This is a genomic window from Pigmentiphaga kullae (assembly GCF_004216695.1).
GTDB lineage: Bacteria > Pseudomonadota > Gammaproteobacteria > Burkholderiales > Burkholderiaceae_B > Pigmentiphaga > Pigmentiphaga kullae.
Map to the genome: position 1 here is coordinate 657,482 of NZ_SGXC01000003.1, position 23,501 is coordinate 680,982.

Below are 23,501 nucleotides of genomic sequence, written 5' to 3' on the forward strand. Positions count from 1 at the left end.
CCGGGGTCGACCTGTCTCCCTTTCCGGAAACTCCCATGAGCGCGGTCCTTGATAACATTTCGGGCGAGATTCGAGGAAATTCTTCCTCCGAGCCGACTACTACCGGGAATACGCCCCCGATGAAGAAAAACCGTAACGCGGCCATGGACGCGTTGTTCAAGAACCTGACCCGGTTCTTCGCCTTTGCCGTGCTGAGCCTGCTGGCCGCCATCCTGGTGTCGCTGGTCGTGGGCAGCCAGATCACGCTCGAGAAATACGGCATCTCGTTCCTGTGGTCCTCGGAATGGGATCCGGTCAACAATGAATACGGCGCGCTGGTGCCCATCGTCGGCACGCTGGTCACCTCGGCCATCGCCCTGCTGATCGCGGTGCCCGTGTCGTTCGGCATCGCGCTGTTCCTGACCGAGCTGTCGCCCACCTGGCTGCGCCGGCCGCTCGGGACCGCCATCGAGATGCTGGCGGCGATCCCCTCCATCATCTACGGCATGTGGGGCCTGTTCATCTTCGCCCCGCTGTTCAAGCAGTACGTGCAGCCCTTCCTGATCGCCACGCTGGGCAACATCCCGGGCGCCGGCATCCTGTTCCAGGGTCCGGCCTTCGGCATAGGCGTGTTCACCGCCGGCATCATCCTGGCCGTGATGATCATTCCCTTCATCACCGCCGTGATGCGTGACGTGTTCGAGCTCGTTCCCGCCATGCTGAAGGAATCGGCCTACGGGCTGGGCGCGACCACCTGGGAGGTCGTCTCCCGCGTGGTGCTGCCGTTCACCAAGGTCGGCGTGGTCGGCGGCATCATGCTGGGACTGGGCCGCGCGCTGGGCGAGACCATGGCCGTCACCTTCGTCATCGGCAACGCCTACCGGCTGTCCGGCTCGCTGTTCGCGCCGGGCAACTCGATCGCCTCGTCCCTGGCCAACGAATTCGCCGAGGCTTCCGACGACGTGCACCTGTCGGCGCTGATCGAGCTGGGCCTGATCCTTTTCCTCATCACCACCGTCGTGCTCGCCTGCTCGAAGCTCCTGCTGCTGCGCCTGGCGAAGAGCGAAGGCGCCCGGTCCTAAGGAGCCGCGATGTCCGTCATCACCATGCAGAACACCGTCTACCGCCGCCGCCGGCTGACCAACAAGGTCATGCTGACCCTGTCGGCGGTCGCCCTGGTGTTCGGCCTCTTCTGGCTGTTCTGGATCATCCTGACCCTGCTGTCCAAGGGCGCCGCGGCGATCTCGCCTGCGCTGTTCACCGAGATCACGCCGCCCCCCGGGCAGAACGGCGGCCTGCTCAACGCGCTGCTGGGCAGCGTCATGATGGCCGGCATGGGCACGCTGATCGGCACCCCCATCGGCATCCTGGCCGGCACCTACCTGGCCGAGTACGGCCAGCGCGGCTGGCTGGCCCCGGCCACGCGCTTCATCAACGACGTGCTGCTGTCGGCGCCGTCGATCGTGATCGGCCTGTTCATCTACACCGTGTTCGTCGCGCGCATCCAGCACTTCTCGGGCTGGGCGGGCACGCTGGCCCTGGCCGTGATCGTGATCCCGGTCGTGGTCCGCACCACCGACGACATGCTCAAGCTGGTGCCCAACAGCCTGCGCGAAGCCTGCATCGCGCTGGGCTGCCCGCACTGGAAGATGATCACCATGGTGTGCTATCGCGCCGCGCGCTCGGGCATCGTCACCGGCATCCTGCTGGCCGTGGCCCGCATCGCCGGCGAGACCGCGCCGCTGCTGTTCACCGCGCTGAACAACCAGTTCCTGTCGTTCAACATGAACGCCCCCATGGCCAACCTGCCCGTCACGATCTTCCAGTTCGCGATGAGCCCCTTCGCCGACTGGCAACGCCTGGCCTGGGCCGGCGCGACGCTGATCACGCTGCTGGTCCTGGCCATCAACATCATTGCCCGCATCATGTTCCGCAAACAGGCCGCCTGACGCCCGCGACAAACCGGACACGCCATGGAAAACATCGCCAACATTTCGAATCCCAAGCTGGAAGTCAAGAACCTGAACTTCTACTACGGGAAATTCCACGCCCTGCGCAACGTCAGCATGCAGATCCCCGAGAAGCAGGTCACGGCCTTCATCGGCCCGTCGGGCTGCGGCAAGTCGACGCTGCTGCGCACCTTCAACCGCATGTTCGAGCTCTATCCGGAACAGCGCGCCGAAGGCCAGATCAACATGGACGGCGAGAACCTGCTGACCTCGAAGATGGACATCTCGCTGATCCGCGCCAAGGTCGGTATGGTGTTCCAGAAGCCCACGCCGTTCCCGATGAGCATCTACGACAACATCGCCTTCGGCGTGCGTCTGTTCGAGAACCTGAGCAAGGGCGAGATGGACGAGCGCGTGGAATGGGCGCTGACCAAGGCCGCGCTGTGGGAAGAGGCCAAGAACAAGCTGCACCAGAGCGGCCACAGCCTGTCGGGGGGGCAGCAGCAGCGCCTGTGCATCGCGCGCGGCATCGCGATCAAGCCCGAGGTCCTGCTGCTGGACGAACCCTGCTCGGCGCTGGATCCGATCTCCACGGCCAAGATCGAGGAACTGATCGCCGAACTGAAGAACGACTACACGGTGGTCATCGTCACCCACAACATGCAGCAGGCGGCGCGCTGTTCGGACTACACCGCCTACATGTACCTGGGCGAGCTGGTCGAGTTCGGCGTGACGGACCAGATCTTCATCAAGCCGACCAAGAAGGCGACGGAAGACTACATCACCGGCCGCTTCGGCTGAGTCTTGCGCACCGGCTAGTAGACCAGCGTATCCAGGCTGATCCAGCCCCGCACGTCGACGATGCCCATGCGGGCGTGGGCGCCCGAGGGCAGGCGGTCGCGAGTGCCGCGGGATATCTGCTGGTTGTGGGTGACCGGTACGAACGGCACCGCCGCGCTGGCCTGCGGTGCGGCCCAGTGGCCGAGATTGTTTTCGTCCTGGGCCAGCCAGAGTGGCTGCACCGAGGCCTCGTCGGGCAGGCCCTGCGGACGCGCCACGCCGGCGGAATAGTTGTTCCCCAGGGCGTTCAGGAATCCGGTGATGCGCAGCACGCCGGGTTCGGCCGCGTCCGACACGATCAGCAAGCCTCGTTGCAGGCGGCGCGGGTCGCCGTCGGGAAGATCGTCGTCGGGGGTGTCGTTGCGCAGGGTGACGGGGACCAGGAAGTTCTCGGGGGAGTCGATGGCGAAGCGTATGCCATCCGGCAGCGCGGAGAAGTAGACCGGTGTGCCGGTATCGTCCAACTGGAACCAGCCCTGCATGAAGGACGTATCGACGAGCCGGTCGACGGTGCTTTCCGTCAGGGGCTTGAGGGCGGTGATCCATCCGTCGGCGTTCTGGACCGCGGCGAAATCCTGGGCCACCAGCGCGCGATCCACGGCGTTCAACGGTGCCTGGACCGAGGTCGGGGCCTGCGGGGTGCCGTCGTGCCAGTCGATGACGCCCAGAGTGGGCAGCGGCAGCCGGGTGTCGTCGAGGCCGATGTCGGAATGCTGCCGGATGAAGCCACGCTGGGTCGAGGAGACGAAGGACAGCGAGGTGTAGGTGCGCGTGTCGGCCGCGGTCTCGGCCACGCGCTGCGGCAGGTAGAACGTCAGGCCCGAGAGATTGGAGAAGGCCGCGGTGTGTTTCTGGTGGACCACCGCTTGTTCCAGGGCCTGAGCCAGCCGCTCCCGCTGTCCGTCGGCCAGCCTGAGGCTGCCCCAGTCGAACATGTGCAGGTCGACCAGCTCCGCCGGTCCGGGCGACAAGAGGACGGAGCCGAAGATGAAGGCCCGGGTGCGCGCCTCGGCGATGTCGATCCAGGTTTGCACCGGATCGGCGGCCAGTTGTCCGTTCAGCGTGGCGGCGATGTCGGCCAGCGCCGCGCCCACGCCGTCTATCCGGCCGAGGTCGATCAGCGACAGCGTGGCTTCGGCGGCCGGGTCGTCCTTCAACTGCTTGGCGATGAAGGCATCGACGATGGTGCGGCCGAAGGCCGCGGTGCTGTCGGTGGGGGAGCGGGTCAGGTGCGACAGCAGCGCGGCCCAGTCCTGGCCGGCGCCGGGTTCGAGTTCCTGCGATCCGATCATGTAGTCGGCGTAGGGGGCCAGCGCCTGGGCGACCTCGACCGAGCCCATCAGGCAGGCGTCGAAGCCGACCAGCGCGAGCTTGCGTCCGGCGGCCTGCGTGGCGGGGGCGATGGCGCCGCGTATGTCGTCCAGCGACAGGGAATTGTGGGTGAAGGGATCGGCCCCTATGCCGCGATTAGGGCCGCCGCCGTGGTCCCATAGAACCAGCATGGTCCGCTCGGCCGGGTAGGTCTTCATGCCCCAGGACACGAAGTCCTGCAAGGTCTGGGCGCTGCCCATGTCCACGTTGCCCAGGTCGTCCAGCACGTCGACCTGCTGGCCGCGCACGCGCTTGCGCTGGACGGTGCGCCAGCCGTCCTTGTCGGCGGCGCCTGTGGCCAGCACGACGTTGACCCGGTCGCTGGGCGCGACGCTCCGCATCTCGTCGATGTTGCTGGTGCCCGAGCCGTCCTCGCTTTCGAGATTGGTGCCCATCATGTAGACGAGCAGGGTGACGTCGGCCTTGGCGGCGGGCTGGCTGCCGGATCCCCCGCAACTGACGACGAGCAGGGCCAGCGCCGCGATGGCGAAGGTCGATCGCAGGCGGGCCGCGAAGAGGCGGAAAGCCGGGAAATCGGGGGTGGGCATGCGACGATCCTCTTGTTGATTGTTTTGGAAGCATTTTGTAACACTATCCAAAGCAATCGGCGAGGTCTCAGCGTCTCGGGCGTGGCGCCTGTGCCATCGATGCCCGCGCATAGTCCACGAACGAGGCCAGGTAGTCGATGCCCGCGTCGGCCTCGCGCGTGCCCAGGAATATCTGCTTGGCGATGCCTTCCTTGCCCAGCTTCACGCTGGCCACGGGCATGCGGTCGGCGTATTCCTCGGCCAGCCAGCGCGGCAAGGCCGCCACGCCGCGGTTGCTGGCCACCATCTGCAGCATGATGTCCGTCGTCTCTATGGTCTTGTGCCGGCGCGGCGCGACGCCGGCGGGGCGCAGGAACTGGTTGTAGATGTCCAGGCGGTCGGTCTCGACCGGATAGGTGATCAGCGTTTCGTCCACGAGCTGTTCGGGCTTGACGTAGCGCTGCGCGGCGAAGGGATGGTCTTCCGCCACCACCAGCACCTGTTCGTAGTCGAACACCGGATCGAAGCGCAGGCCGGGACGCTTGAGCGGATCGGGTGTGACGAGTATGTCGATGTCGTAGCCGAACAGGGCGCCTATGCCGCCGAACTGGAAGCGCTGCTTGACGTCCACGTCCACGTCGGGCCAGCGCGCCAGATAAGGCGAAACCACCTTGAGCAGCCACTGGTAGCAGGGGTGGCACTCCATGCCGATGCGCAGGGTACCGCGTTCGCCCGCGGCGTACTGCTTCATGCGCGCCTCGGCGTGTTCGAACTGCGGCAGCAGCCGCTCGGCCAGCGACAGCAGGTACTGGCCGGCCTGGGTCAGCCGCAGGCTGCGGCCTTCGCGGTCCCAGATGGGCGTGCCGAGCTGCTGCTCGATCTTCTTGACGGTGTGGCTGAGCGCGGACTGCGTCAGATGCAGCGTGCCCGCGGCGGCGGTCAGCGACCCCTGGCGGTCGACTTCCCGGATGATGACGAGGTGTATGCGTTCGAGCATGGGGCCTTACCGGCAATGAATGAATAAATATAATGGATAAATGAAATAATGCCATTTTATTTCATTGATTAATGTCCCTATCATGACTGCCTTCCCGCGTCGTTTCGCGTACTCATTCATCGGATGGCAGGTCACATGGTCACCACTCACAACCTCGGTTTCCCGCGCATAGGCGCCAAGCGCGAGCTCAAGTTCGGGCTCGAGCGCTACTGGAAAGGCGAGGCCTCGCGCGACGAACTGAAGGCGCTCGGCGCGCAACTGCGCCAGTTGAACTGGGCCAGCCAGAAGGATCTGGATCTGGCGCCGGTGGGCGATTTCGCGTTCTATGACCAGGTGCTGGACATGAGCTTCACGCTGGGCAACCTGCCCGCGCGCGTGCAGGGTTTCCATGGCGATGCGCTGGACAATTATTTCCGCGTCGCGCGCGGCCGCTCTGCCGAATCCGCGGACGCCCACGCCGCCTGCTGCGGCGGCGTCGCCGCCGGCGAAATGACGAAGTGGTTCGACACGAACTACCACTACATCGTCCCCGAGTTCACGGCCGACACGACGTTCACGCTGGACGCCTCGCGCTACGTCGAGCAACTGGCCGAAGCCCGCGCGCAGGGCATCAAGGCCAAGCCGGTCGTCATCGGCCCCGTCACCTACCTGTGGCTGGGCAAGGCCAAGGACGATTCGGACAAGCTCGCGCTGTTGCCGCGTCTCTTGCCCGCCTATGTCGAACTGCTGGCGACGCTGGCCGCCCAGGGGGCCGAATGGGTGCAGATCGACGAGCCGGTGCTGGTCACCGAACTGGCCTCCGCCTGGCGCGAAGCCTTCCGCACCGCCTATGCCGCGTTCGCCGGCGGTCCGGCGAAGTTGCTGCTGGCCACGTATTTCGGCCAGCTCCAGGAGAACCTGCCGCTGGTGTGCGAGCTGCCGGTGCAGGGCGTGCATCTGGACGCGGTCAACGCGCGCGCGGAAGTCGAGCCGCTGATCGCCGGCCTGCCGGCCGATAGCGTGGTGTCGCTGGGCGTGATCAACGGCCGCAACATCTGGAAAACCGACCTGAACGGCGTGCTGGACTGGCTGGTGCCGGTGGCCGCGCAACTGGGCGAGCGCCTGTGGATAGCGCCGTCGTGCTCGCTGCTGCACGTGCCGGTGGACCTGGACAGCGAACGGAAGCTGGATCCCGAGGTCAAGCCGTGGCTGGCCTTCGCGCTGCAGAAATTGGACGAACTGAAGGTACTGGCCGTCGCGCTGCGCGAGGGGCGCATTGCCGCGCAGACGGCGCTGTACGCCAATCGCGACGCGATCGAGGCACGGCGCGCGTCGCCACGCGTGCATAACCCGGCCGTCAAGGAGGCCGTCGCGCGCCTGACCGCCGACATGGGGCGCCGCCAGCACGCCTACGCCCAGCGGGCCGCCAGGCAGGCCGCGCTGCTGAAGCTGCCGGCCTTCCCGACCACCACCATCGGTTCGTTTCCGCAGACCGCCGAGATCCGCCAGGCGCGCAGCCAGTACAAGGCCGGCACGCTGGACGAGGCCGGCTACCAGGCCGCGATGCGGGCCGAGATCGGCCGCAGCGTGCGCGAGCAGGAGGCCCTGGGCCTGGACGTGCTGGTGCACGGCGAAGCCGAGCGTAACGACATGGTCGAATATTTCGGCGAACAGCTCGAGGGCTACGTGTTCAGCCAGTTCGGCTGGGTGCAGTCCTACGGATCCCGCTGCGTGAAGCCGCCGATCCTGTTCGGCGACATCAGCCGCCCCCAAGCGATGACCGTCGAGTGGATCAAGTACGCCCAGTCGCTGACCGACAAGCCGATGAAGGGCATGCTGACCGGACCGGTCACCATCCTGAACTGGTCCTTCGTGCGCGACGACCAGCCGCGCGCGGACTCATGCCGCCAACTCGCGCTGGCCATCCGCGCCGAAGTCCTGGACCTGGAGCGCGCCGGCATCAGCGTGATCCAGATCGACGAGGCCGCGCTGCGCGAAGGGCTGCCGCTGCGCCGCGCGCAATGGAGCGAATACCTGGGCTGGGCCGTGGAGTCCTTCCGCATCACCGCCAACGGCGTGCGCGACGAGACCCAGATCCACACCCACATGTGTTATTCCGAATTCAACGACATCATCCAGGCCATCGCCGACATGGACGCGGACGTGATCACCATCGAGACCTCGCGTTCCGACATGGAACTGCTGGATGCGTTCGACGACTTCAAGTACCCGAACGAAATCGGGCCGGGCGTCTACGACATCCACTCGCCCAACATCCCGACCCAGGAGCACATCGTGCAACTGATGCGCAAGGCGGCCGAGCGCGTGCCGGCCGAACGCCTGTGGGTCAATCCCGACTGCGGCCTGAAGACCCGCCAGTGGGCCGAGGTCGTCCCGGCGCTGACCAACATGGTGGCCGCCGCCCGCACGCTGCGCGGCGAAGCGAGGTAAGAGCATGATGCCCCTGAACCCCCCGTTCCGCGCCGACCACGTCGGCAGCTTCCTGCGTCCCGCCTACCTGATCGAGGCGCGCGAACGCCATGCCCAGGGCGCGATCACGGCCGAGGAACTGCGGCGCGTCGAAGACCGCGCCATCGCCGAAATCGTCAGATTCCAGGAAGACGTCGGCCTGAAAAGCATTACCGATGGCGAGTTCCGCCGGACCTATTTCCACGTCGACTTCCTGCGCCGGCTGGGCGGCGTGTCCAGCGGCGAGCCGGTCGCGGTGCAGCGGCCCGACGGCAAGACCGAACTCGCGCCGCCCGTCATCAGCGTGGTCGACAAGGTGCGCCACCTGGCCGACATCCAGCGCGCCGACTTCGAATACCTGCACAGCCAGCTGGCACCCGGCAGCGTCGGCAAGGTGGCGATCCCGTCGCCCACCATGCTGCATTTTCGCGGCGGCCGCGCCGGCATCAGCACGCGGCATTATCCCGAGCTCGAGCCCGACTTCTACGACGACGTCGCCCGCGCCTATGGCGACGAACTGAAATCGCTGGCGGCGGCCGGCTGCCGCTACGTACAGTTCGACGACACCAACCTGGCCTACCTGTGCGACGCCCGCATGCGCGCCGCCGCCACCGGCCGGGGCGACGACCCCGACGAACTGCCGCACCGCTACGCCCGGTTCATCAACAAGGTGGCGGCCTACAAGCCCGAAGGCATGGTCCTGGCCATCCACCTGTGCCGGGGCAACTTCAAGAGCACCTTCGCCGCCAGCGGCGGTTACGAGCCAGTGGCCGAGGCCTTGCTGGCCGAAATGAACGTCGACGCCTACTTCCTGGAATACGACGACGACCGCAGCGGCGACTTCCGGCCGTTGCGCTTCCTGCCCAAGGGCAAGGTCGCGGTGCTGGGCCTGGTCAGCACCAAGTTCGGGGAACTGGAGTCCAAGGATGATTTGAAGCGCCGCATCGACGAAGCGGCGCGCCACGCGCCGCTGGAGCAGCTCGCGCTGTCGCCGCAGTGTGGCTTCGCCAGTACGGTGCATGGCAACGACATCGCCGTGGCGGCCCAGCGGGACAAGCTCAGGCTGGTGCTGGAGACGGCGCGCGAGGTGTGGGGCGAAGAGTAGGAGACGGCTTGCCCCCACGGTTTGGCGCCCGGCGGGCGGCACGCCACCGCCGGCACATGCAATGACGGAGACACGCTTGCTCCCCGCGAAGACTCAACGCTTCATTGAGTCCTTGCGCGAGAGATCGGGCCACTGATCCAAATCCCGACAGGAAATATTATTCTGTTCTGTGCAATAAAGAAGTGTGCACAGAGGTTATTCCTCTAAAAATCGTTCGGCTCCACACTGGCGGCCCGGATCGGGAATTGTCCCGCTCCGATAACCCACCCCAGGAGCTGGACCATGAAAATCTATCATCACCCTATGTCGGGCCACTCCCATCGAGTGGTTCTTTTCGCATCGCTGCTTGGCTTGAAGGCCGAGCTGGTCGAAGTCGATCTCATGTCGGGGGCACACAAGAAGCCCGAGTTTCTTGCCCTCAACTCGTTCGGCCAAGTGCCGGTTCTGGATGACGACGGCGTTGTCATCTCGGACTCGAACGCCATCCTCGTCTATCTCGCAAAAAAGTCCGGCCCAAGCGGCTGGTTGCCGGAAGACGCACGTGGCGCGGCTGCCGTCCAGCGTTGGCTGTCGGTGGCTGCCGGCGAGATTGCCTACGGGCCGGCGGCGGCTCGCCTGATCACGGTGTTCGGCGCAGGCTACAACGCTGAAGAGGTAATCGGTCGCGCGCATGCGCTGCTCGCCAAACTCGAGGGCCACCTGGCCGCTCGTGAATGGCTGGCCGCCGATCATCCGACCATCGCCGATGTCGCCGCCTATAGCTACATCGCCCGCGCGCCGGAGGGGAATGTCGATCTCTCGGCGTACACCGCCGTCAAGGGTTTCCTCGGCCGCGTTGAAGCATTGCCGGGTTTTGTCCCCTTCGTCCTGACCCCGGCCGGGCTGGCCGCCAAAGCGTGATAGCGACTTGAGAGCGGACGCTTATGACGCTGCTCTGCTCCCAAATTGAGAGGCGAGAATGGCCGAGAAACCTACTCAGTTGCCTACCTGGCACGAGGGTGAAAAATTCATCCAAGGGAAGGTCGGCGTGGCTGAACGAATGGAAGCGGTTGGCCAACGTGTCGTGCGGGATTTCATGCCCGACCAACACCGCGACTTCTACGCTCAATTGCCGTTTATCGTGCTTGGCAGCGTGGACGCGAAGGGAGATGCCTGGGCGACCTTTCTTGAAGGCAAGCCGGGCTTCATGTCTTCGCCGACGCGAACGACGCTCGATATCGCCACCCGACCGGATGCTACGGATCCGGCGGGCCGTGGGATGATCGAAGGGGCTCCGGTCGGCCTGTTGGGTATCGAAATGCACACGCGCCGCCGCAATCGCATGAACGGTGTGCTCTCAAGCCGCGTCGATAAGGGGTTCCGGGTCGAAGTCGATCAGAGTTTTGGAAACTGCCCGCGCTACATACAACTTCGCGACTTCGCTTTCGACCGCGATCCGGGCACGCCCGCCGCGGTGCAGGTCGAAGAGCTTGCTGCGATTGACCCGGAGACGCGGACACTGATCGAGAAGGCCGACGCCTTTTTCGTCGCTTCCTACGTCGAGCGCGAAGGTCGCCGTCAAGTCGATGTTTCTCATCGCGGGGGCAAGACTGGCTTCGTTCGTGTGGATCGGGACGGGACGCTCACTATCCCGGACTTCAACGGCAATCTGTTCTTCGCCACCCTTGGCAACATCCTGCTCAACGGCAAGGCGGGACTTCTATTCGTCGATTTCGAGACGGGCGACATGCTCCAGATGACCGGCCAGGCCGAGGTCATCCTCGATTCTCCCGAAATCGCGGCATTTCAAGGCGCGGAGCGGCTTTGGACATTCCGGCCGCACAAGATCGTGCGCAGAAATGGTGGCCTGGCGCTGCGCTGGAAATTTCAGGATGGCGGCTGGTCCGAGAGTTCGTTGATGACGGGCGATTGGCGGCAAGCGGACGCGCGGTTGCGGGCGGTAGAATCAGCAAACCGGTGGCGGGCCCTCAAAGTGCGCCGAATCGTGCACGAAAGCGAGTCGATCCGATCGTTTCATTTGTCGACGGACGATGGAGCGGGACTTCTGCCGCATTTGGCGGGCCAGTATCTGCCCATACGCATCAAGCTCGCAGGATCGGATAAGCCGGTCATTCGCACCTACACATTGTCGGCCGCACCGTCTGATGGCTACTACCGAATCAGCGTCAAGCGCGAAGGCCTGGTATCTCAGTACCTGCACGACCACTTGCATGAGGGCGACATGATCGAAGTACGGGCGCCAGCGGGGGGGTTCACGCTCGATGCGGGGACGAGTCGCCCGGCAGTACTGATGGCAGGTGGCGTCGGGATAACGCCCATGCTTGCGATGCTGCGCCACATTGTCCATGAGGGGGTGCGCAGACAAAGTATCCGGCCCGCCACGCTGTTTTATGCCGCGCGCTCAAAGCGGGAGCGTGCGTTTGATGACGAGATTGCAGAGCTGGTTGCCGCCGCAAAAGGCGCGGTCAAAGTCATCCGTGTGCTAAGCGATATTGCCGATGCCGAGGAAGGTATCGATTACGAGGCGCCCGGTCGTCTAGACATGCCTCTTCTGCGCCGCTTTCTCGCTCTTGGCGACTGCGAGTTCTATCTCTGCGGCCCTCCGTCGTTCGCGCAGACTGTCTACGACGGCCTGCGGAACTACGGCGTCGCCGATGAGAGAATCCATGCGGAGGCGTTCGGACCGGCGTCGTTGGAACGCACGGGCACCTCCCATGCGGTAATTCCTGTCCGCTTGTCGCCAGCCACGAAATCCGTGCCGATTGCGTTCACGAACTCGCTGAAAGAGGCACGCTGGACACCAGAGTCCGGCACGCTCCTGGAGCTTGCTGAGGCGCGCGGATTGGAGCCCGAATACAGTTGCCGTGAAGGCAATTGCGGGACGTGCCGAACCAGATTGATCAAAGGTGCGGTGACTTACGTAAAGGAACCAACCGCCAAGGTCGGCGAGGATGAGATTCTCATTTGTTGTGCTGTTCCGGCAGTTCAACGGGGCGAAAGCGAGAATCGAATCCAGCTGGCACTCTGAATATTCCCGGAGCCAGGTGCTTTTCAACCCGACAAGGAGAGTCCTCATGTCTCGTTCGCCCCTTCCCCCTTTTACCGAACAGACCGCGATCGAAAAGGTGCGCCTTGCGGAGAATGGCTGGAACAGCCGCGATCCTGCCAAGGTAGCGTTGGCTTACACCGAAGATACCCGTTGGCGAAATCGCGCTGAATTCGTTACGAGCCGAGGGGAGGCCGAAGCCTTCCTGACCCGCAAATGGAATCGCGAACTGGACTATCGCCTGATCAAGGAACTCTGGGCATTTACGGGTAACCGCATCGCCGTTCGTTACGCCTACGAATACCGCGACGATAGTGGTCAATGGTTCCGCGCCTATGGCAACGAGAACTGGGAGTTCGCGGAAGACGGTTTGATGCGGGCGCGCCATGCCAGCATCAACGAGCATCCGATCGCCGAGGCTGACCGCAAGTTCCGCTGGCCGCTAGGAAGCCGGCCGGACAATCATCCCAATCTTGGTGATTTCGGATTCTGAACAAGGGCGATAGCGCTTGCATCGGCTCGCGAGGAGCAAATCCGCCAAGATCGTCGCAGCAAGGCTGCTCTCTGCAAAAGGGCTCCGAAATGACGCATAATCCCGGAGACTCTCATGATGATCCGCCAATACGAGAGGAAGGACCAAGGAATGGATCGTTGGCTGGCGATGCGTATTTTTGTAAAGGTTGCAGAAACAGAGAGTTTTGCCAAAACCGCGCGTCACATGCACATGAGCGCTCCGTCGGTTACGCGAACCATAGCGGCGCTGGAGGAATTGATTGGGGCCCGTCTATTTGTGCGTACTACCCGGTCCGTCAAGACGACGGAGGCAGGCAGTCGTTACCTGGATGATTGCCGTCGAATCCTGAGCGACATTGCCGAAGCCGAGTCGGCCGCGGCGGGCCATTACGCCGAACCGTCTGGAGCCTTGACCATCACGGCCTCCGCCATGTTTGGGCAGATGTACGTGCTGCCCATCGTGACGGAGTACCTCGATACCTACCCAAGCATGCGCGCGAGGACTTTCTTCCTGGATCGTCCCGTGAATATCGTAGATGAGGGTATGGATGTCGCTATTCGCATAGGCCACCTGCCGGACTCGGGGTTCACCGCTATTCCGGTCGGTTCAGTGCGCCGAGTTATCTGCGGATCACCGGAATACCTGGATTCCCGTGGCGCACCTGCCACGCCCGGGGATCTGAAGAATCATCGCATTGTTGCGTCCAATAGTGCGTGGTCCTCTCCAGAGTGGCGTTTCGCGGAGGGTCAGAGAGTCGTCATTGACGCCGCATTGCAATGCAACACCAATGAGGCGGCTATTGAAACTGCCAAAGCGGGCCGGGGTTTGACCAGGGTACTTCTCTATCAGATTGGACCCGCATTGCTTGAAGGCACATTGCAGATTGTGCTTAGCGAGTTTGAAGAGCCTCCGCTACCTATCCATGTGCTGTATCCAGAGGGCCGGCAGGCTCCTGCGAAAGTGAGAGCTTTCGTCGACTTGGCGGTTTCCCGCCTGCGAGAGAATCCGCTCTTTAACTGACCATTCAAACCTGACAAGGGCCTTGGCGATTCAGCTGGCGCATGGTCGCGCCGATGCGCCCCGCCATGGGCTCGGACCTTGCGCTATTTCGTCCCAGACGCCGAGCAAAGAAAAAGGGCTAGCTCACCAGAAGTAAGCTAACCCTTTGATTTTATTGGTCGGGGCGGCGGGATTCGAACTCGCGACCCTCTGCTCCCAAAGCAGATGCGCTACCAGGCTGCGCTACGCCCCGACGGACCCGCATTGTACCCGATGCCAGACCCCCTTACTGCCCCGCCGGCCATTTCTTGAACGCAAACACCCAATAAGCCGCCAGGTTGACCAGCGGGATCGGCAGCAGCAAGGCCCACCACCCCGGAATGGCCGGTGCGCCGGGGTAATATCTTTCCATGCGGCCGGGCCGCGTCCATCCGTCGGATGGGGCGCGGCGGCAGAATGGCCAAGGAGAGCTTCATGAACGAACAAGGGACCCTGGATCGCCTGGAACCGGGGATGGTGATTCCTTACGGCGGCAATCGGTATACGCGCGTGGACGCGGAGCTGGCGCGCGCGTTCCAGGCGGGCGACCGGCTGCTGGTGGTGCAGGAAAGCGGGGCGCTGCTGCGGATTCCGGGGCAGGTGGACGAGGTGGTCCGCGCCCGGGTGGGCGAGGCGCGCGAGGCTTTCGAGGCGCTGGCGCAGGTGCAGCCGGGCGCGGTGGACCGGTTCTACGAGACGTTCGCCGGCGCGCTGGAACGGGACGAGGTCTGGGCGCAGGTGGTGGCGGCCAACGAGGAGGACGTGCGGCGCGCGCAGCAGCGGAGCCGTTCGACGACGCGGCTCAGGGTGTCGGACAAGATGCGCGCCGCGATGATCGAAGGGCTGCGGGTCTGGCCGGGCCTGGCGGCGCAGGATGATCGGGTGCTGGGCCGGGTGGACCATGGCGACTGGCAGGTGGATGTGCTGCGGGTGCCGTTGGGCGTGGTGGCCTTCGTGTTCGAGGGCCGGCCGAACGTGCTGGTGGACGCCTGCGGCGTGCTGGCCAGCGGCAATACGGCCGTGCTGCGCATAGGCAGCGATGCGCTGGGCACGGCCAGCGCGCTGCTGCGCCACGCGCTGCGGCCGTCGCTGGAGGCGGCGGGGTTGCCGCAGGGAGCGGTCAGCCTGGTGGAGGTCGAGGACCGCGCGGCGGGCTGGGCGATGTTCAGCGACAGCCGGCTGGCGCTGGCGGTGGCGCGCGGATCGGGCACGGCGGTGATGCAATTGAGCAGCGTGGCGCGGCAGGCCGGCGTGCCGGTCAGCGCGCACGGCACGGGCGGCGCCTGGCTGGTGGCGGACCCGAGTGCGGACGGCGAGCGTTTCGAGCGCGCGGTGCGTCATTCGCTGGACCGCAAGGTCTGCAATACGCTGAACGTGTGCTGCATCGTGCGCGAGCGGGTGGCGGACCTGATGCCGCGCTTTCTGCGCGCCATCGACGAGGCGGGGGCTGCCCTGACCGGGGCGCCGCGCCTGCATGTCACGCCTTCGGCGCAGTCTTTCGTGCCGGCGGAGCTGTTCGAACGCCGTATCCTGGTGCGGCGCGCCGAGGGCGACGTGGACGAGCCCTATGCCAGCCCGTTGCCCGAGGAGCGGCTGGGGCAGGAGTGGGAATGGGAAGAGACGCCGGAGCTGTCGCTGGTGGTGGTGGAGTCGGTGGACCAGGCGGTGGCGCTGTTCAATCGCTACAGCCCCCGTTTCGTGGCCAGCCTGATCGCCGGCGATCCGCGGGCGCACCAGCGTTTCCGGCAGCGCATCGATGCGCCGTTCGTGGGCGATGGCTTTACGCGATGGGTGGACGGGCAGTATGCGCTGGGCAAGCCGGAGCTGGGCTTGTCGAATTGGGAACACGGCCGTCTGCTCGGCCGCGGGGGCGTGCTGACGGGCGCCGATCTGGCCGCCGTGCGGCTGGTGGCGACCACCGCGCAGGAACAGCATCGCTAGATCGCCGTGTCCAAACGTTCCCTGGATGTCGCCGCCATCGCGATGCTCGTGCTGCTTTGCGCGAGCTGGGGCGGGCAGCAGGTCGCGGTGAAGATCGCGCTGCCCGATTTCCCGCCTTTCCTGCAGATGGGCATACGCTCGGCCGGGGCCGGGCTGCTGGTGTTGTGTTATTGCCTGGCCACGGGGCGGGGCAAGCTGTTCGTGCGGGACGGTTCGCTGTGGCCGGGCCTGTTCTCGGGGCTGCTGTTCTCCAGCGAGTTCGTGTTGCTGTACCTGGGCCTGCAATGGACCGATGCCAGCCGCACCTCGCTGTTTCTGTACACGGCGCCGTTCTTCGTGGCGCTGGGGGCGACCTGGCTGCTTCCGTCGGAACGTCTGCGCTGGCCGCAGTGGGTGGGATTGGGCCTGTCCTTCTGCGGAACCGCCATCGTGATGGGCGTCCCGCGCGGGGCCACGTCGCCGCAAGCATGGCTGGGCGATCTGATGATCATCGGGGCGGCCGTGTTCTGGGCCGCGACGACGCTGGGCATCAAGGCGACCCGCCTGGCCACGGCGCCGCCCGAGAAGGTGCTGCTGTATCAACTGGCGATGTCGGCGGTGATCGGGCTGGGCGCGGGCATGGCCACCGGCGAGTCGGTGCGCGGATGGAACCTGGCGCCGGTGCTGGCGCTGACCTATCAGACGGTGTGGATCGCGGCCACGACCTTTCTGCTCTGGCTGCGGCTGTTGACGCTGTATCCGGCCAGCACGCTGCAGGCGGGCACGTCGATGTCGCCGCTGTTCGGCGTGGCCGCCGCGGCGCTGATCCTGCATGAGCCGGTCGGGCCGATGTTCCTGCTGGCCGTGGCGCTGGTAGTGTCGGGCCTGGTGCTGGTGAACCGCCGGCGCTAGCCGCCGGCCGCGCCCTGCGTGTTGACGTACAGGGCGTAGATGGACGTGCTGGCGGCCATGAACAGACGGTTGCGGTGCCGGCCGCCGAAGCACAGATTGGCGCAGCGCTCCGGCAGCGCGATGTGGCCGATGGCCTCGCCGTCCGGCGCGAACACGCGTACGCCGTCCAGTTCGTCGCTGCCCATGCCCCAGCCGCACCACAGGTTGCCGTCCACGTCCACGCGCAGGCCGTCGGGCGTGCCCGGTCCGGCGTCGATCACCGCGCGCCGGTTGGACAGTTTCCCGCCGCCCGCGGCGACGTCGAAGGCCAGGATGCGGCGCGGCTTGGCGCGCGACTCGACCACGTACAGCACGGATTCGTCGGGCGAGAAGGCCAGGCCGTTGGGACTGGCGATGTCGCCGGCCACGACCTCGGCCACGCCGGTGGCGGGGTCGAGCCGGTAGAGGTTGGACGGCAACTCCTGCCTGGCGGGCAGCCCCTGGTAGTAGCCGGCGATGCCGAAGGGCGGATCGGAGAACCAGACCGTGCCGTCGGACTTGACGACGACGTCGTTGGGGGAGTTGAGCGGCTTGCCGTCGTGGCGGTCCATCAGCACGGTGACGGCGCCGTCGTGTTCGGTGCGGATCACCCGGCGGCCGCTGTGCTCGCAGGTGACCAGGCGGCCCTGCCGGTCGCGGGTCATGCCGTTGGCATGGCCGGACGGCGAGCGAAAGACGCTGACCGCGCCGCTGATCTCGTCCCAGCGCATGACGCGGTCATTGGGGATGTCGCTCCACAGCAGGTAGCGGCCGTCGCCGAACCAGACCGGCCCTTCGTTCCAGCGGCAGCCGCTGGCCAGGCGCTCGACCGCGGCCGAGGGCAGCCGGTATTGCTCGAACCGAGGGTCGAACGCGCGGACGGCGGGGTCGGGATAGCGCTGCGATGCTTGCCACATGGTGCCTCCTGGTGCGGGGCGCAGGTGGGCGCGCCCGGACGCTTCGATTGTCGGCCATCGCGGCGCGCGCCGCCAGTGCGCCGCGATGGCAGCTTCTGCGCCGCGGGCGAGTAGATTTTTCATTTCCAGGCGGGGGCGTGCCCGGGGAACGCCCGCGCGGGGCTCCTGGCACGAAGCCTGCTCGACCCTCGCCATGGACTTCACCCAAGCCTCCGATTCCGCCGTGGCCGCGCTGGCCGGCAACTGCGCCGCGCCCGAACTGGTCTATGTGGACGACACCCGCCCGGGGTATGGCCGCAAGCTGTTCCGTGGCCGGTTCGTGTACGTGGACCAGCGGGGCGCGCGCATCCGCGACCCGAAGGAGATTGCCCGCATCGATGCGCTGGCCATACCGCCGGCCTATGGCGAGGTCTGGATATGCCCGGATCCCGCGGGGCACATCCAGGCCACCGGCCGCGACGCGCGCGGCCGCAAGCAGTACCGCTACCATCCGCACTGGCAGGTGGTGCGCAACGCCGACAAGTATGGGCAACTGGCGCAGTTCGGCCGCGCGCTGCCGCGCATCCGGCGCCGGGTGCAGCGCGCGCTCGATGCGCCGGGACTGGGCGAGGAAAAGGTCCTGGCCGCGGTGGTGCGCCTGCTGGAAGCGACGCTGGTGCGGGTGGGCAACCGTGCCTATGCCCGGCAGAACCGCTCGTTCGGCCTGACCACGCTGCGGCCGCGCCACGCGTCGCTGTCGGGCACGCGGCTGCGGCTGCGTTTCCGCGGCAAGAGCGGGATCGAGCACGACGTCACCATCGCCGACCGCAGGGTGGCGCGGGTGGTGCGCCGCTGCATGGAGATACCCGGCCAGACCCTGTTCCACTACCTGGACGAGGCGGGCCAGCCGCGCGGTATCGATTCGACTGCCGTGAACGCCTACTTGCGCGAGGCGGGACGAGGGGATTTCACGGCCAAGCATTACCGCACCTGGGCCGGATCGGTGCTGGCGCTGGAGTGGCTGCGGGGCATGCCGCGCGAAGAGGGCGCGGCCGCGCGGCAGGCGGTGGTCGAGGTGGTGAAGGCGGTGGCGCAGCGGTTGGCCAATACGCCGGCGGTGTGCCGGGCCTGCTACATCCACCCGGCCATCGTCGATACCTATCTGCGCGGCGAACTGCCGGCGACGTGGCCCGCCTCCGGCCCGCGCGGGCTGAGCGCGGCCGAGCGGCGGCTGCTGGCGTTCCTGGACGGTCCGGGTTGAACCCTAGGAGCCGGCCGGCCGCGCGCGGCGCCGCTCCAGCCAGGCCCCCAGTTCGCCGACGATGCCGCGCCGGAAGGCCAGCACGCAGACGACGAAGATCAGGCCCGTGACGATGGTGACGGCGTCGCCCAGGTTGCCGAACCACGCGATGCCGGTCATGTCCGCCAGCGCGGTGCCCCATTCGCCTATCTTGTTTTCGACCAGCACGATGATGAGCGCGCCCACCATGGGGCCGGTCAGGGTGCCCATGCCGCCCACCAGCGTCATGAGGATGACCAGGCCGGACATCTGCCAGACCACGTCGCTGAGCGTGGCCGAGATGAACACCACCGATTTCGTCGCGCCCGCCAGCCCGGTCAGCGCGGCGGACAGCACGAAGGCCAGCAGCTTGTAGCGGTTGACGTCGTAGCCCAGCGAGGTGGCGCGCGCCTCGTTCTCGCGTATGGCTTTCAGGACCTGCCCGAAGGGCGATTGCACGGTGCGATAGACCAGGAAGACGCCGAACAGGAAGACAGCCAGCACGACGTAGTACAGCGCCATGTCGTTGCCCAGGTCGATGTGGCCCAGCAGCGTGCCGCGCGGAATGGCCTGCAGGCCGTCCTCGCCACCGGTGAAAGGGGCCTGCAGGTAGAAGAAGTACAGCATCTGCGCGACGGCCAGCGTGATCATCGCGAAATAGATGCCGCTGCGCCGGATGGCGAGCCCGCCCATGACCAGCCCGATCGCCGCCGCGACCGCCACGCCGAACAGGATGCCCAGCTCGGTGGGCAACCCCCAGGTCTTGAGCGCATAGCCGGTGGCGTAGGCCGCGCTGCCCAGGAAGGCGGCGTGCCCGAACGACAGCAGCCCGGTGTAGCCCAGCAGCAGGTTGAACGCGCAGGCGAACAGCGCATAGCACATCAGCTTCATCGCGAAGATGGGATAGACGCCGAGGTAGGGCAGCACGCCCAGCCCCAGCGCCAGCGCCAGGCAGCCGGCGAGATGTCGGTTCATGTGGCTTTTCCAAACAGGCCGGCCGGCCGCGCGAGCAGCACGAGGGCCATCAGCACGAAGACGACGGTGTTCGACGCCTCGGGATAGAACACCTTGGTGAAGCCTTCGATCACGCCCAGGCCCAGGCCGGTCAGGATGGAGCCCATGATGGATCCCATGCCGCCGATGACCACCACGGCGAAGACGACGATGATCAGGTTCGAGCCCATCAGCGGCGAGACCTGCTGCACGGGTGCGGCCAGCACGCCGGCGAAGGCGGCCAGCGCCACGCCGAAGGCGTAGGTCAGCGTCACCATGCGCGGGACGTTGACGCCGAAGGCCTCCACCAGCCGCGGGTTCTCGGTGCCCGCGCGCAGGTAGGCGCCCAGGCGCGTGCGTTCGATCACGTACCAGGTCGCCAGGCACACCGCCAGCGACGCCAGCACGATCCAGGCGCGGTAGTTGGGCAGTATCATGAAGCCCAGGTTGGTGGCGCCCTGCAGCAGATCAGGCACCGGATAGGACTGCCCCGAGACTCCATAGAAGCTGCGGAACAGCCCCTCGATCAGCAGCGTCAGGCCGAAGGTCAGCAGCAGGCTGTACACGTGGTCGAGCTTGTACAGCCAGCGCAGCATCGTGCGTTCGATCACGATGCCCAGCAGCGCGACCGCCAGCGGGGCCAGGACCAGCATCCACCAGTAGCCCAGCCCCAGGTATTGCAGGCCCAGCCAGGCCAGGAAGGCGCCGACCATGTACAAGGCCCCGTGCGCGAAGTTGATGACGTTGAGCAGGCCGAAGATGACGGCCAGCCCCAGCGACAGCACCGCGTAGAAGGAGCCGTTGACGAGCCCGAGCAGCAACTGCCCGAGCATCGCCTGCAGCGGGACGCCGAAGATCATCATGACTTCTTCAGCAACGGACACTTGGACTCGGCGGGGGTGGTGTAGACCTTGTCGCCGGGCAGCTTCTGCGCCACCTTGTAGTAGTCCCAGGGGCCCTTGGATTCCTTGGGCGTCTTCACCTGGAACAGGTACATGTCGTAGATCATGCGGCCGTCCGCCCGCACGTAGCCGTCATGGGCGAACATGTCGTTGATCTTGTTCGACTTGAACCACTTCATGATGGTGTCGGGATCGTCGGTGCCCGTGGCCTTGACCGCCTTCAGGTAGAAGGACGCGGCCGAGTAGTCGGCCGCCTGCAGCGACGAGGGCTTGCGCTTGAGCTTCTGTTCGAACTTGGCGGCCCAGGCGCGCGACTGGTTGCTCTGGTCCCAGTACCAGCCGTCGGTCAGGTAGAGCCCCTGCGTGGCGGCCAGCCCCAGCGTGTGGATGTCGTTGATGAACACCAGCAGGCCGGCGATCTTCATGGTCTTGGTGACGCCGAATTCCGCCGCGGCCTTGGTGGCGTTGATGAAGTCGCCCCCCGCGTTCGCCATGCCCAGTATCTGTGCCTTGGATGCCTGGGCCTGCAACAGGAAGGACGAGAAGTCCGAGGCCGCCAGGGGATGTCGGATCGAACCCACCACGGTGCCGCCGGCGGCCTTGACCACCGCGCTGGTATCGGATTCCAGCGAGTGGCCGAAGGCGTAGTCGGCGGTCAGGAAGAACCAGCTCTTGCCGCCTTGCGCCACCACGGCCGACCCGGTGCCGCGCGCCAGCGCGACGGTGTCGTAGGCGTAGTGGACGATGTAGGGCGAGCAGTCTTCGTTGGTCAGGCGCGACGAGCCGGCGCCGATGACGACGTAGGGAATCTTCTTCTCGGTGGCGACCTTGGCCATGGCCAGCGCGGTCGAGGAATTGGTGCCGCCTATCAGGAGGTCCAGCCCCTGCTGGTCTATCCATTCTCGGGCGCGGGCCGAGGCGATGTCGGGCTTGTTCTGGTGGTCGGCGTACAGGACCTCGATCTTCTTGCCGTTGATCTGGCCGCCGGCATCGGCCACGGCCATGCGGATGGCGTCGGCTCCCGCAGGGCCGTCGATGTCGGCATAGACGCTAGAGCCGTCGGTGATGAAGCCTATCTTGATGACGTCGCCGGAAATCTTCGGCGCCTGCGCCTGCGTCGGCGCGGTGGATCCCAGAACCAAACCGGCCGTGATGGCCGCTGCGAGGGCTTGCTTCTTCATGCGGGTCTCCTAAGAGGTACTCCTCATACGCCAAGCAGTTCGTGCAGGGTGTCCTGCTTGGCTGCCAGGTCCGACGATGCGAAGGCTTCGATCACGCGGCCGTGTTCCATGACATAGAAGCGGTCGGCCAGCGGCGCGGCGAAGCGGAAGTTCTGTTCCACCATGACGATGGTGTAGTTGCGGGCCTTCAGGGCCCGGATCATGCGTGCCAGGGCCTGCACGATGACGGGTGCCAGGCCTTCGGAGATCTCGTCCAGCAGCAGGAGGTCGGCGCCGGTGCGCAGTATCCGGGCCACCGCCAGCATCTGCTGTTCGCCGCCGGACAGCCGCGTGCCGGGGGAATGCCGGCGTTCGCGCAGGTTGGGGAACATCTCGTAGATTTCCTCGACCGACATGGCCCGCTCGCCGGTGCCGCGCAGGGGAGGGGGCAGCATCAGGTTTTCTTCGCAGGACAGCGAGGCGAAGATGCCGCGTTCCTCGGGGCAATAGCCCACGCCCAGGTGGGCGATGCGGTGGGTGGGCATGCCTATGGATTCCACGCCGCCTATGCGCACCGAGCCGCGGCGCGCGCCGGTCAGGCCCAGGATGGCGCGCAGCGTGGTGGTGCGGCCCGCGCCGTTGCGGCCCAGCAGCGTGACGACTTCGCCGCGCGCCACCTCCAGGTCCACGCCGTGCAGGATGTGCGATTCCCCGTACCAGGCATGCAGGTCCCGGATTTGCAGCGCCGGACCGTTCATGCGTGGGCTCCCTGGAGCTCGCCTTCCACCGTGCCCATGTAGGCCTGCATGACTTCCGGGTTGCGCGACACGGCTTCGTAGGGGCCTTCGGCCAGCACCATGCCGCGCGCTAGGACCGTGATGGTGCTGGCGATGGAGGACACGACCTTCATGTTGTGCTCCACCATCAGGATGGTGCGGCCCGCCCCGACTTTCCTGATCAGTTGCGTGACGCGGTCCACGTCCTCGTGGCCCATGCCCTGCGTGGGTTCGTCCAGCAGCATCAGCTCGGGCTCCATGGCCAGCGTGGTGGCGATTTCCAGCGCGCGCTTGCGTCCGTAGGGCAGTTGCACCGCCGGGGTGGCGGCGAATCCGGCCAGTCCCACTTCGTCCAGCAGTTCCATGGCGCGCGGATTCAGGCGGTCCAGCAGCGAGACGCTGCGCCAGAACCGGAAGGTCCCGCCTTCGCGCCGCTGCAGTCCGACGCGGACGTTTTCCAGGGCGGTCAGGTGCGGGAAGATGGCGGAGATCTGGAACGACCGGATGATCCCGCGCCGGGCGACCTGGGCCGGCGCCTCGCGGGTGATGTCGGTGCCGTTGAAGAAGATGCGCCCGGAGGTGGGCGTCAGGAATTTCGTGAGCAGGTTGAAGCAGGTGGTCTTGCCGGCGCCGTTGGGCCCGATGAGGGCATGGATGCTGCCGCGCGCCACGCGCAGGTTCACATCCTTGACCGCGACGAATCCCTTGAAGGCCTTGCTGAGGTCCCGGGTTTCGAGGATGAGGTCGCTCATGGTTTCCCGTATCAGGCTATGTCGCATGTGCCTGCTGCATTGTGTCGCAAATCCTTCTCTTGGGGGCCTAGGTGTTTGC

The 23,501-nt window shown here is 66.0% G+C and carries 20 protein-coding genes, 1 tRNA gene and 1 pseudogene; 13 read left to right on the plus strand and 9 right to left on the minus strand.

Annotation, left to right across the window (positions count from 1 at the left end):
• Positions 1-35 precede the first annotated feature (35 nt).
• From pstC to pstB, 3 genes are read left to right on the plus strand one after another with little or no spacing between them, the layout of a single operon-like run.
• A complete protein-coding gene (pstC, locus tag EV675_RS25855) occupies positions 36-1,061 on the plus strand; it encodes a phosphate ABC transporter permease subunit PstC (RefSeq protein ID WP_130361342.1) in 1,026 nt (341 codons plus the stop codon).
• A 9-nt stretch (positions 1,062-1,070) separates the two neighbouring features.
• Entirely contained in the window at positions 1,071-1,928 is an 858-nt protein-coding gene (gene pstA, locus EV675_RS25860) for a phosphate ABC transporter permease PstA (protein ID WP_242621601.1), read from the plus strand.
• 24 nt (positions 1,929-1,952) lie between these two features.
• The gene (gene pstB, locus EV675_RS25865; protein WP_124690425.1) at positions 1,953-2,729 is read left to right on the plus strand and encodes a phosphate ABC transporter ATP-binding protein PstB; all 777 of its coding nucleotides are present in this window, start codon (positions 1,953-1,955) and stop codon (positions 2,727-2,729) included.
• A 14-nt stretch (positions 2,730-2,743) separates the two neighbouring features.
• On the opposite strand, the gene EV675_RS25870 is transcribed toward pstB, so the two are convergent.
• Both EV675_RS25870 and EV675_RS25875 read right to left on the minus strand, forming a co-directional pair.
• On the minus strand, positions 2,744-4,687 hold the full coding sequence (locus tag EV675_RS25870) for a clostripain-related cysteine peptidase (RefSeq protein ID WP_165404780.1): 1,944 nt from the start codon (positions 4,685-4,687) through the stop codon (positions 2,744-2,746).
• 67 nt (positions 4,688-4,754) lie between these two features.
• A complete protein-coding gene (locus tag EV675_RS25875; protein WP_130361346.1) occupies positions 4,755-5,663 on the minus strand; it encodes a LysR family transcriptional regulator in 909 nt (302 codons plus the stop codon).
• Between the two features lie 135 nt (positions 5,664-5,798).
• Here EV675_RS25875 and metE point away from each other — a divergent pair, with 135 nt between their 5' ends.
• The 7 genes and pseudogenes from metE to EV675_RS25910 all read left to right on the plus strand — a co-directional run bounded on the left by metE (position 5,799) and on the right by EV675_RS25910 (position 13,796).
• A complete protein-coding gene (gene metE / locus EV675_RS25880; RefSeq protein ID WP_130361348.1) occupies positions 5,799-8,093 on the plus strand; it encodes a 5-methyltetrahydropteroyltriglutamate--homocysteine S-methyltransferase in 2,295 nt (764 codons plus the stop codon).
• Between the two features lie 7 nt (positions 8,094-8,100).
• Entirely contained in the window at positions 8,101-9,216 is a 1,116-nt protein-coding gene (locus EV675_RS25885) for a 5-methyltetrahydropteroyltriglutamate--homocysteine S-methyltransferase (RefSeq protein ID WP_130361947.1), read from the plus strand.
• Positions 9,217-9,253: 37 nt separating this feature from the next.
• Positions 9,254-9,352: pseudogene (locus EV675_RS30115) on the plus strand (LysR family transcriptional regulator); the annotation flags it as partial.
• 146 nt (positions 9,353-9,498) lie between these two features.
• Positions 9,499-10,116, plus strand: a complete 618-nt coding sequence (locus tag EV675_RS25895) for a glutathione S-transferase family protein (RefSeq protein WP_130361350.1) — start codon at positions 9,499-9,501, stop codon at positions 10,114-10,116.
• Between the two features lie 58 nt (positions 10,117-10,174).
• Positions 10,175-12,244 carry an FAD-binding oxidoreductase gene (locus EV675_RS25900; RefSeq protein ID WP_130361352.1) on the plus strand — a complete coding sequence of 690 codons (2,070 nt, stop codon included), beginning with the start codon at positions 10,175-10,177 and terminating at the stop codon, positions 12,242-12,244.
• A gap of 46 nt (positions 12,245-12,290) precedes the next feature.
• The gene (locus EV675_RS25905) at positions 12,291-12,755 is read left to right on the plus strand and encodes a nuclear transport factor 2 family protein (RefSeq protein WP_130361354.1); all 465 of its coding nucleotides are present in this window, start codon (positions 12,291-12,293) and stop codon (positions 12,753-12,755) included.
• 150 nt (positions 12,756-12,905) lie between these two features.
• Positions 12,906-13,796, plus strand: coding sequence for a LysR family transcriptional regulator (locus tag EV675_RS25910; RefSeq protein WP_130361948.1), 891 nt, complete (start codon positions 12,906-12,908; stop codon positions 13,794-13,796).
• A 155-nt stretch (positions 13,797-13,951) separates the two neighbouring features.
• Here the strand turns inward: EV675_RS25910 and EV675_RS25915 are convergent.
• Positions 13,952-14,028 (minus strand) — tRNA-Pro (locus EV675_RS25915).
• Positions 14,029-14,249: 221 nt separating this feature from the next.
• Between EV675_RS25915 and EV675_RS25920 the strand changes: the two genes are divergently transcribed.
• Positions 14,250-15,755, plus strand: coding sequence for an aldehyde dehydrogenase family protein (locus EV675_RS25920; protein WP_130361356.1), 1,506 nt, complete (start codon positions 14,250-14,252; stop codon positions 15,753-15,755).
• Between the two features lie 6 nt (positions 15,756-15,761).
• On the plus strand, positions 15,762-16,646 hold the full coding sequence (locus tag EV675_RS25925; protein WP_207222053.1) for a DMT family transporter: 885 nt from the start codon (positions 15,762-15,764) through the stop codon (positions 16,644-16,646).
• Here EV675_RS25925 and EV675_RS25930 read toward each other — a convergent pair.
• Positions 16,643-17,581, minus strand: coding sequence for an SMP-30/gluconolactonase/LRE family protein (locus tag EV675_RS25930; RefSeq protein ID WP_130361358.1), 939 nt, complete (start codon positions 17,579-17,581; stop codon positions 16,643-16,645). The genes EV675_RS25925 and EV675_RS25930 overlap by 4 nt on opposite strands.
• Positions 17,582-17,774: 193 nt before the next feature.
• On the opposite strand from EV675_RS25930, the gene EV675_RS25935 reads away from it, so the two are divergent.
• Positions 17,775-18,821: a DNA topoisomerase IB gene (locus tag EV675_RS25935; RefSeq protein ID WP_130361360.1), complete on the plus strand. Its 1,047-nt coding sequence runs from the start codon at positions 17,775-17,777 to the stop codon at positions 18,819-18,821.
• Positions 18,822-18,824: 3 nt separating this feature from the next.
• Here EV675_RS25935 and EV675_RS25940 read toward each other — a convergent pair whose 3' ends face one another.
• From EV675_RS25940 to EV675_RS25960, 5 genes are read right to left on the minus strand one after another with little or no spacing between them, the layout of a single operon-like run.
• On the minus strand, positions 18,825-19,814 hold the full coding sequence (locus tag EV675_RS25940) for a branched-chain amino acid ABC transporter permease (protein WP_130361362.1): 990 nt from the start codon (positions 19,812-19,814) through the stop codon (positions 18,825-18,827).
• Positions 19,811-20,695, minus strand: coding sequence for a branched-chain amino acid ABC transporter permease (locus EV675_RS25945; protein ID WP_130361950.1), 885 nt, complete (start codon positions 20,693-20,695; stop codon positions 19,811-19,813). The genes EV675_RS25940 and EV675_RS25945 overlap by 4 nt, the downstream gene beginning before the upstream one ends.
• Positions 20,692-21,915, minus strand: a complete 1,224-nt coding sequence (locus EV675_RS25950; RefSeq protein WP_130361364.1) for an ABC transporter substrate-binding protein — start codon at positions 21,913-21,915, stop codon at positions 20,692-20,694. Before EV675_RS25950 ends, EV675_RS25945 begins: the two co-directional genes overlap by 4 nt.
• A 23-nt stretch (positions 21,916-21,938) precedes the next feature.
• A complete protein-coding gene (locus tag EV675_RS25955) occupies positions 21,939-22,652 on the minus strand; it encodes an ABC transporter ATP-binding protein (RefSeq protein WP_130361366.1) in 714 nt (237 codons plus the stop codon).
• A complete protein-coding gene (locus tag EV675_RS25960; protein ID WP_165404781.1) occupies positions 22,649-23,422 on the minus strand; it encodes an ABC transporter ATP-binding protein in 774 nt (257 codons plus the stop codon). The genes EV675_RS25955 and EV675_RS25960 overlap by 4 nt, the downstream gene beginning before the upstream one ends.
• Positions 23,423-23,501: the final 79 nt, after the last annotated feature.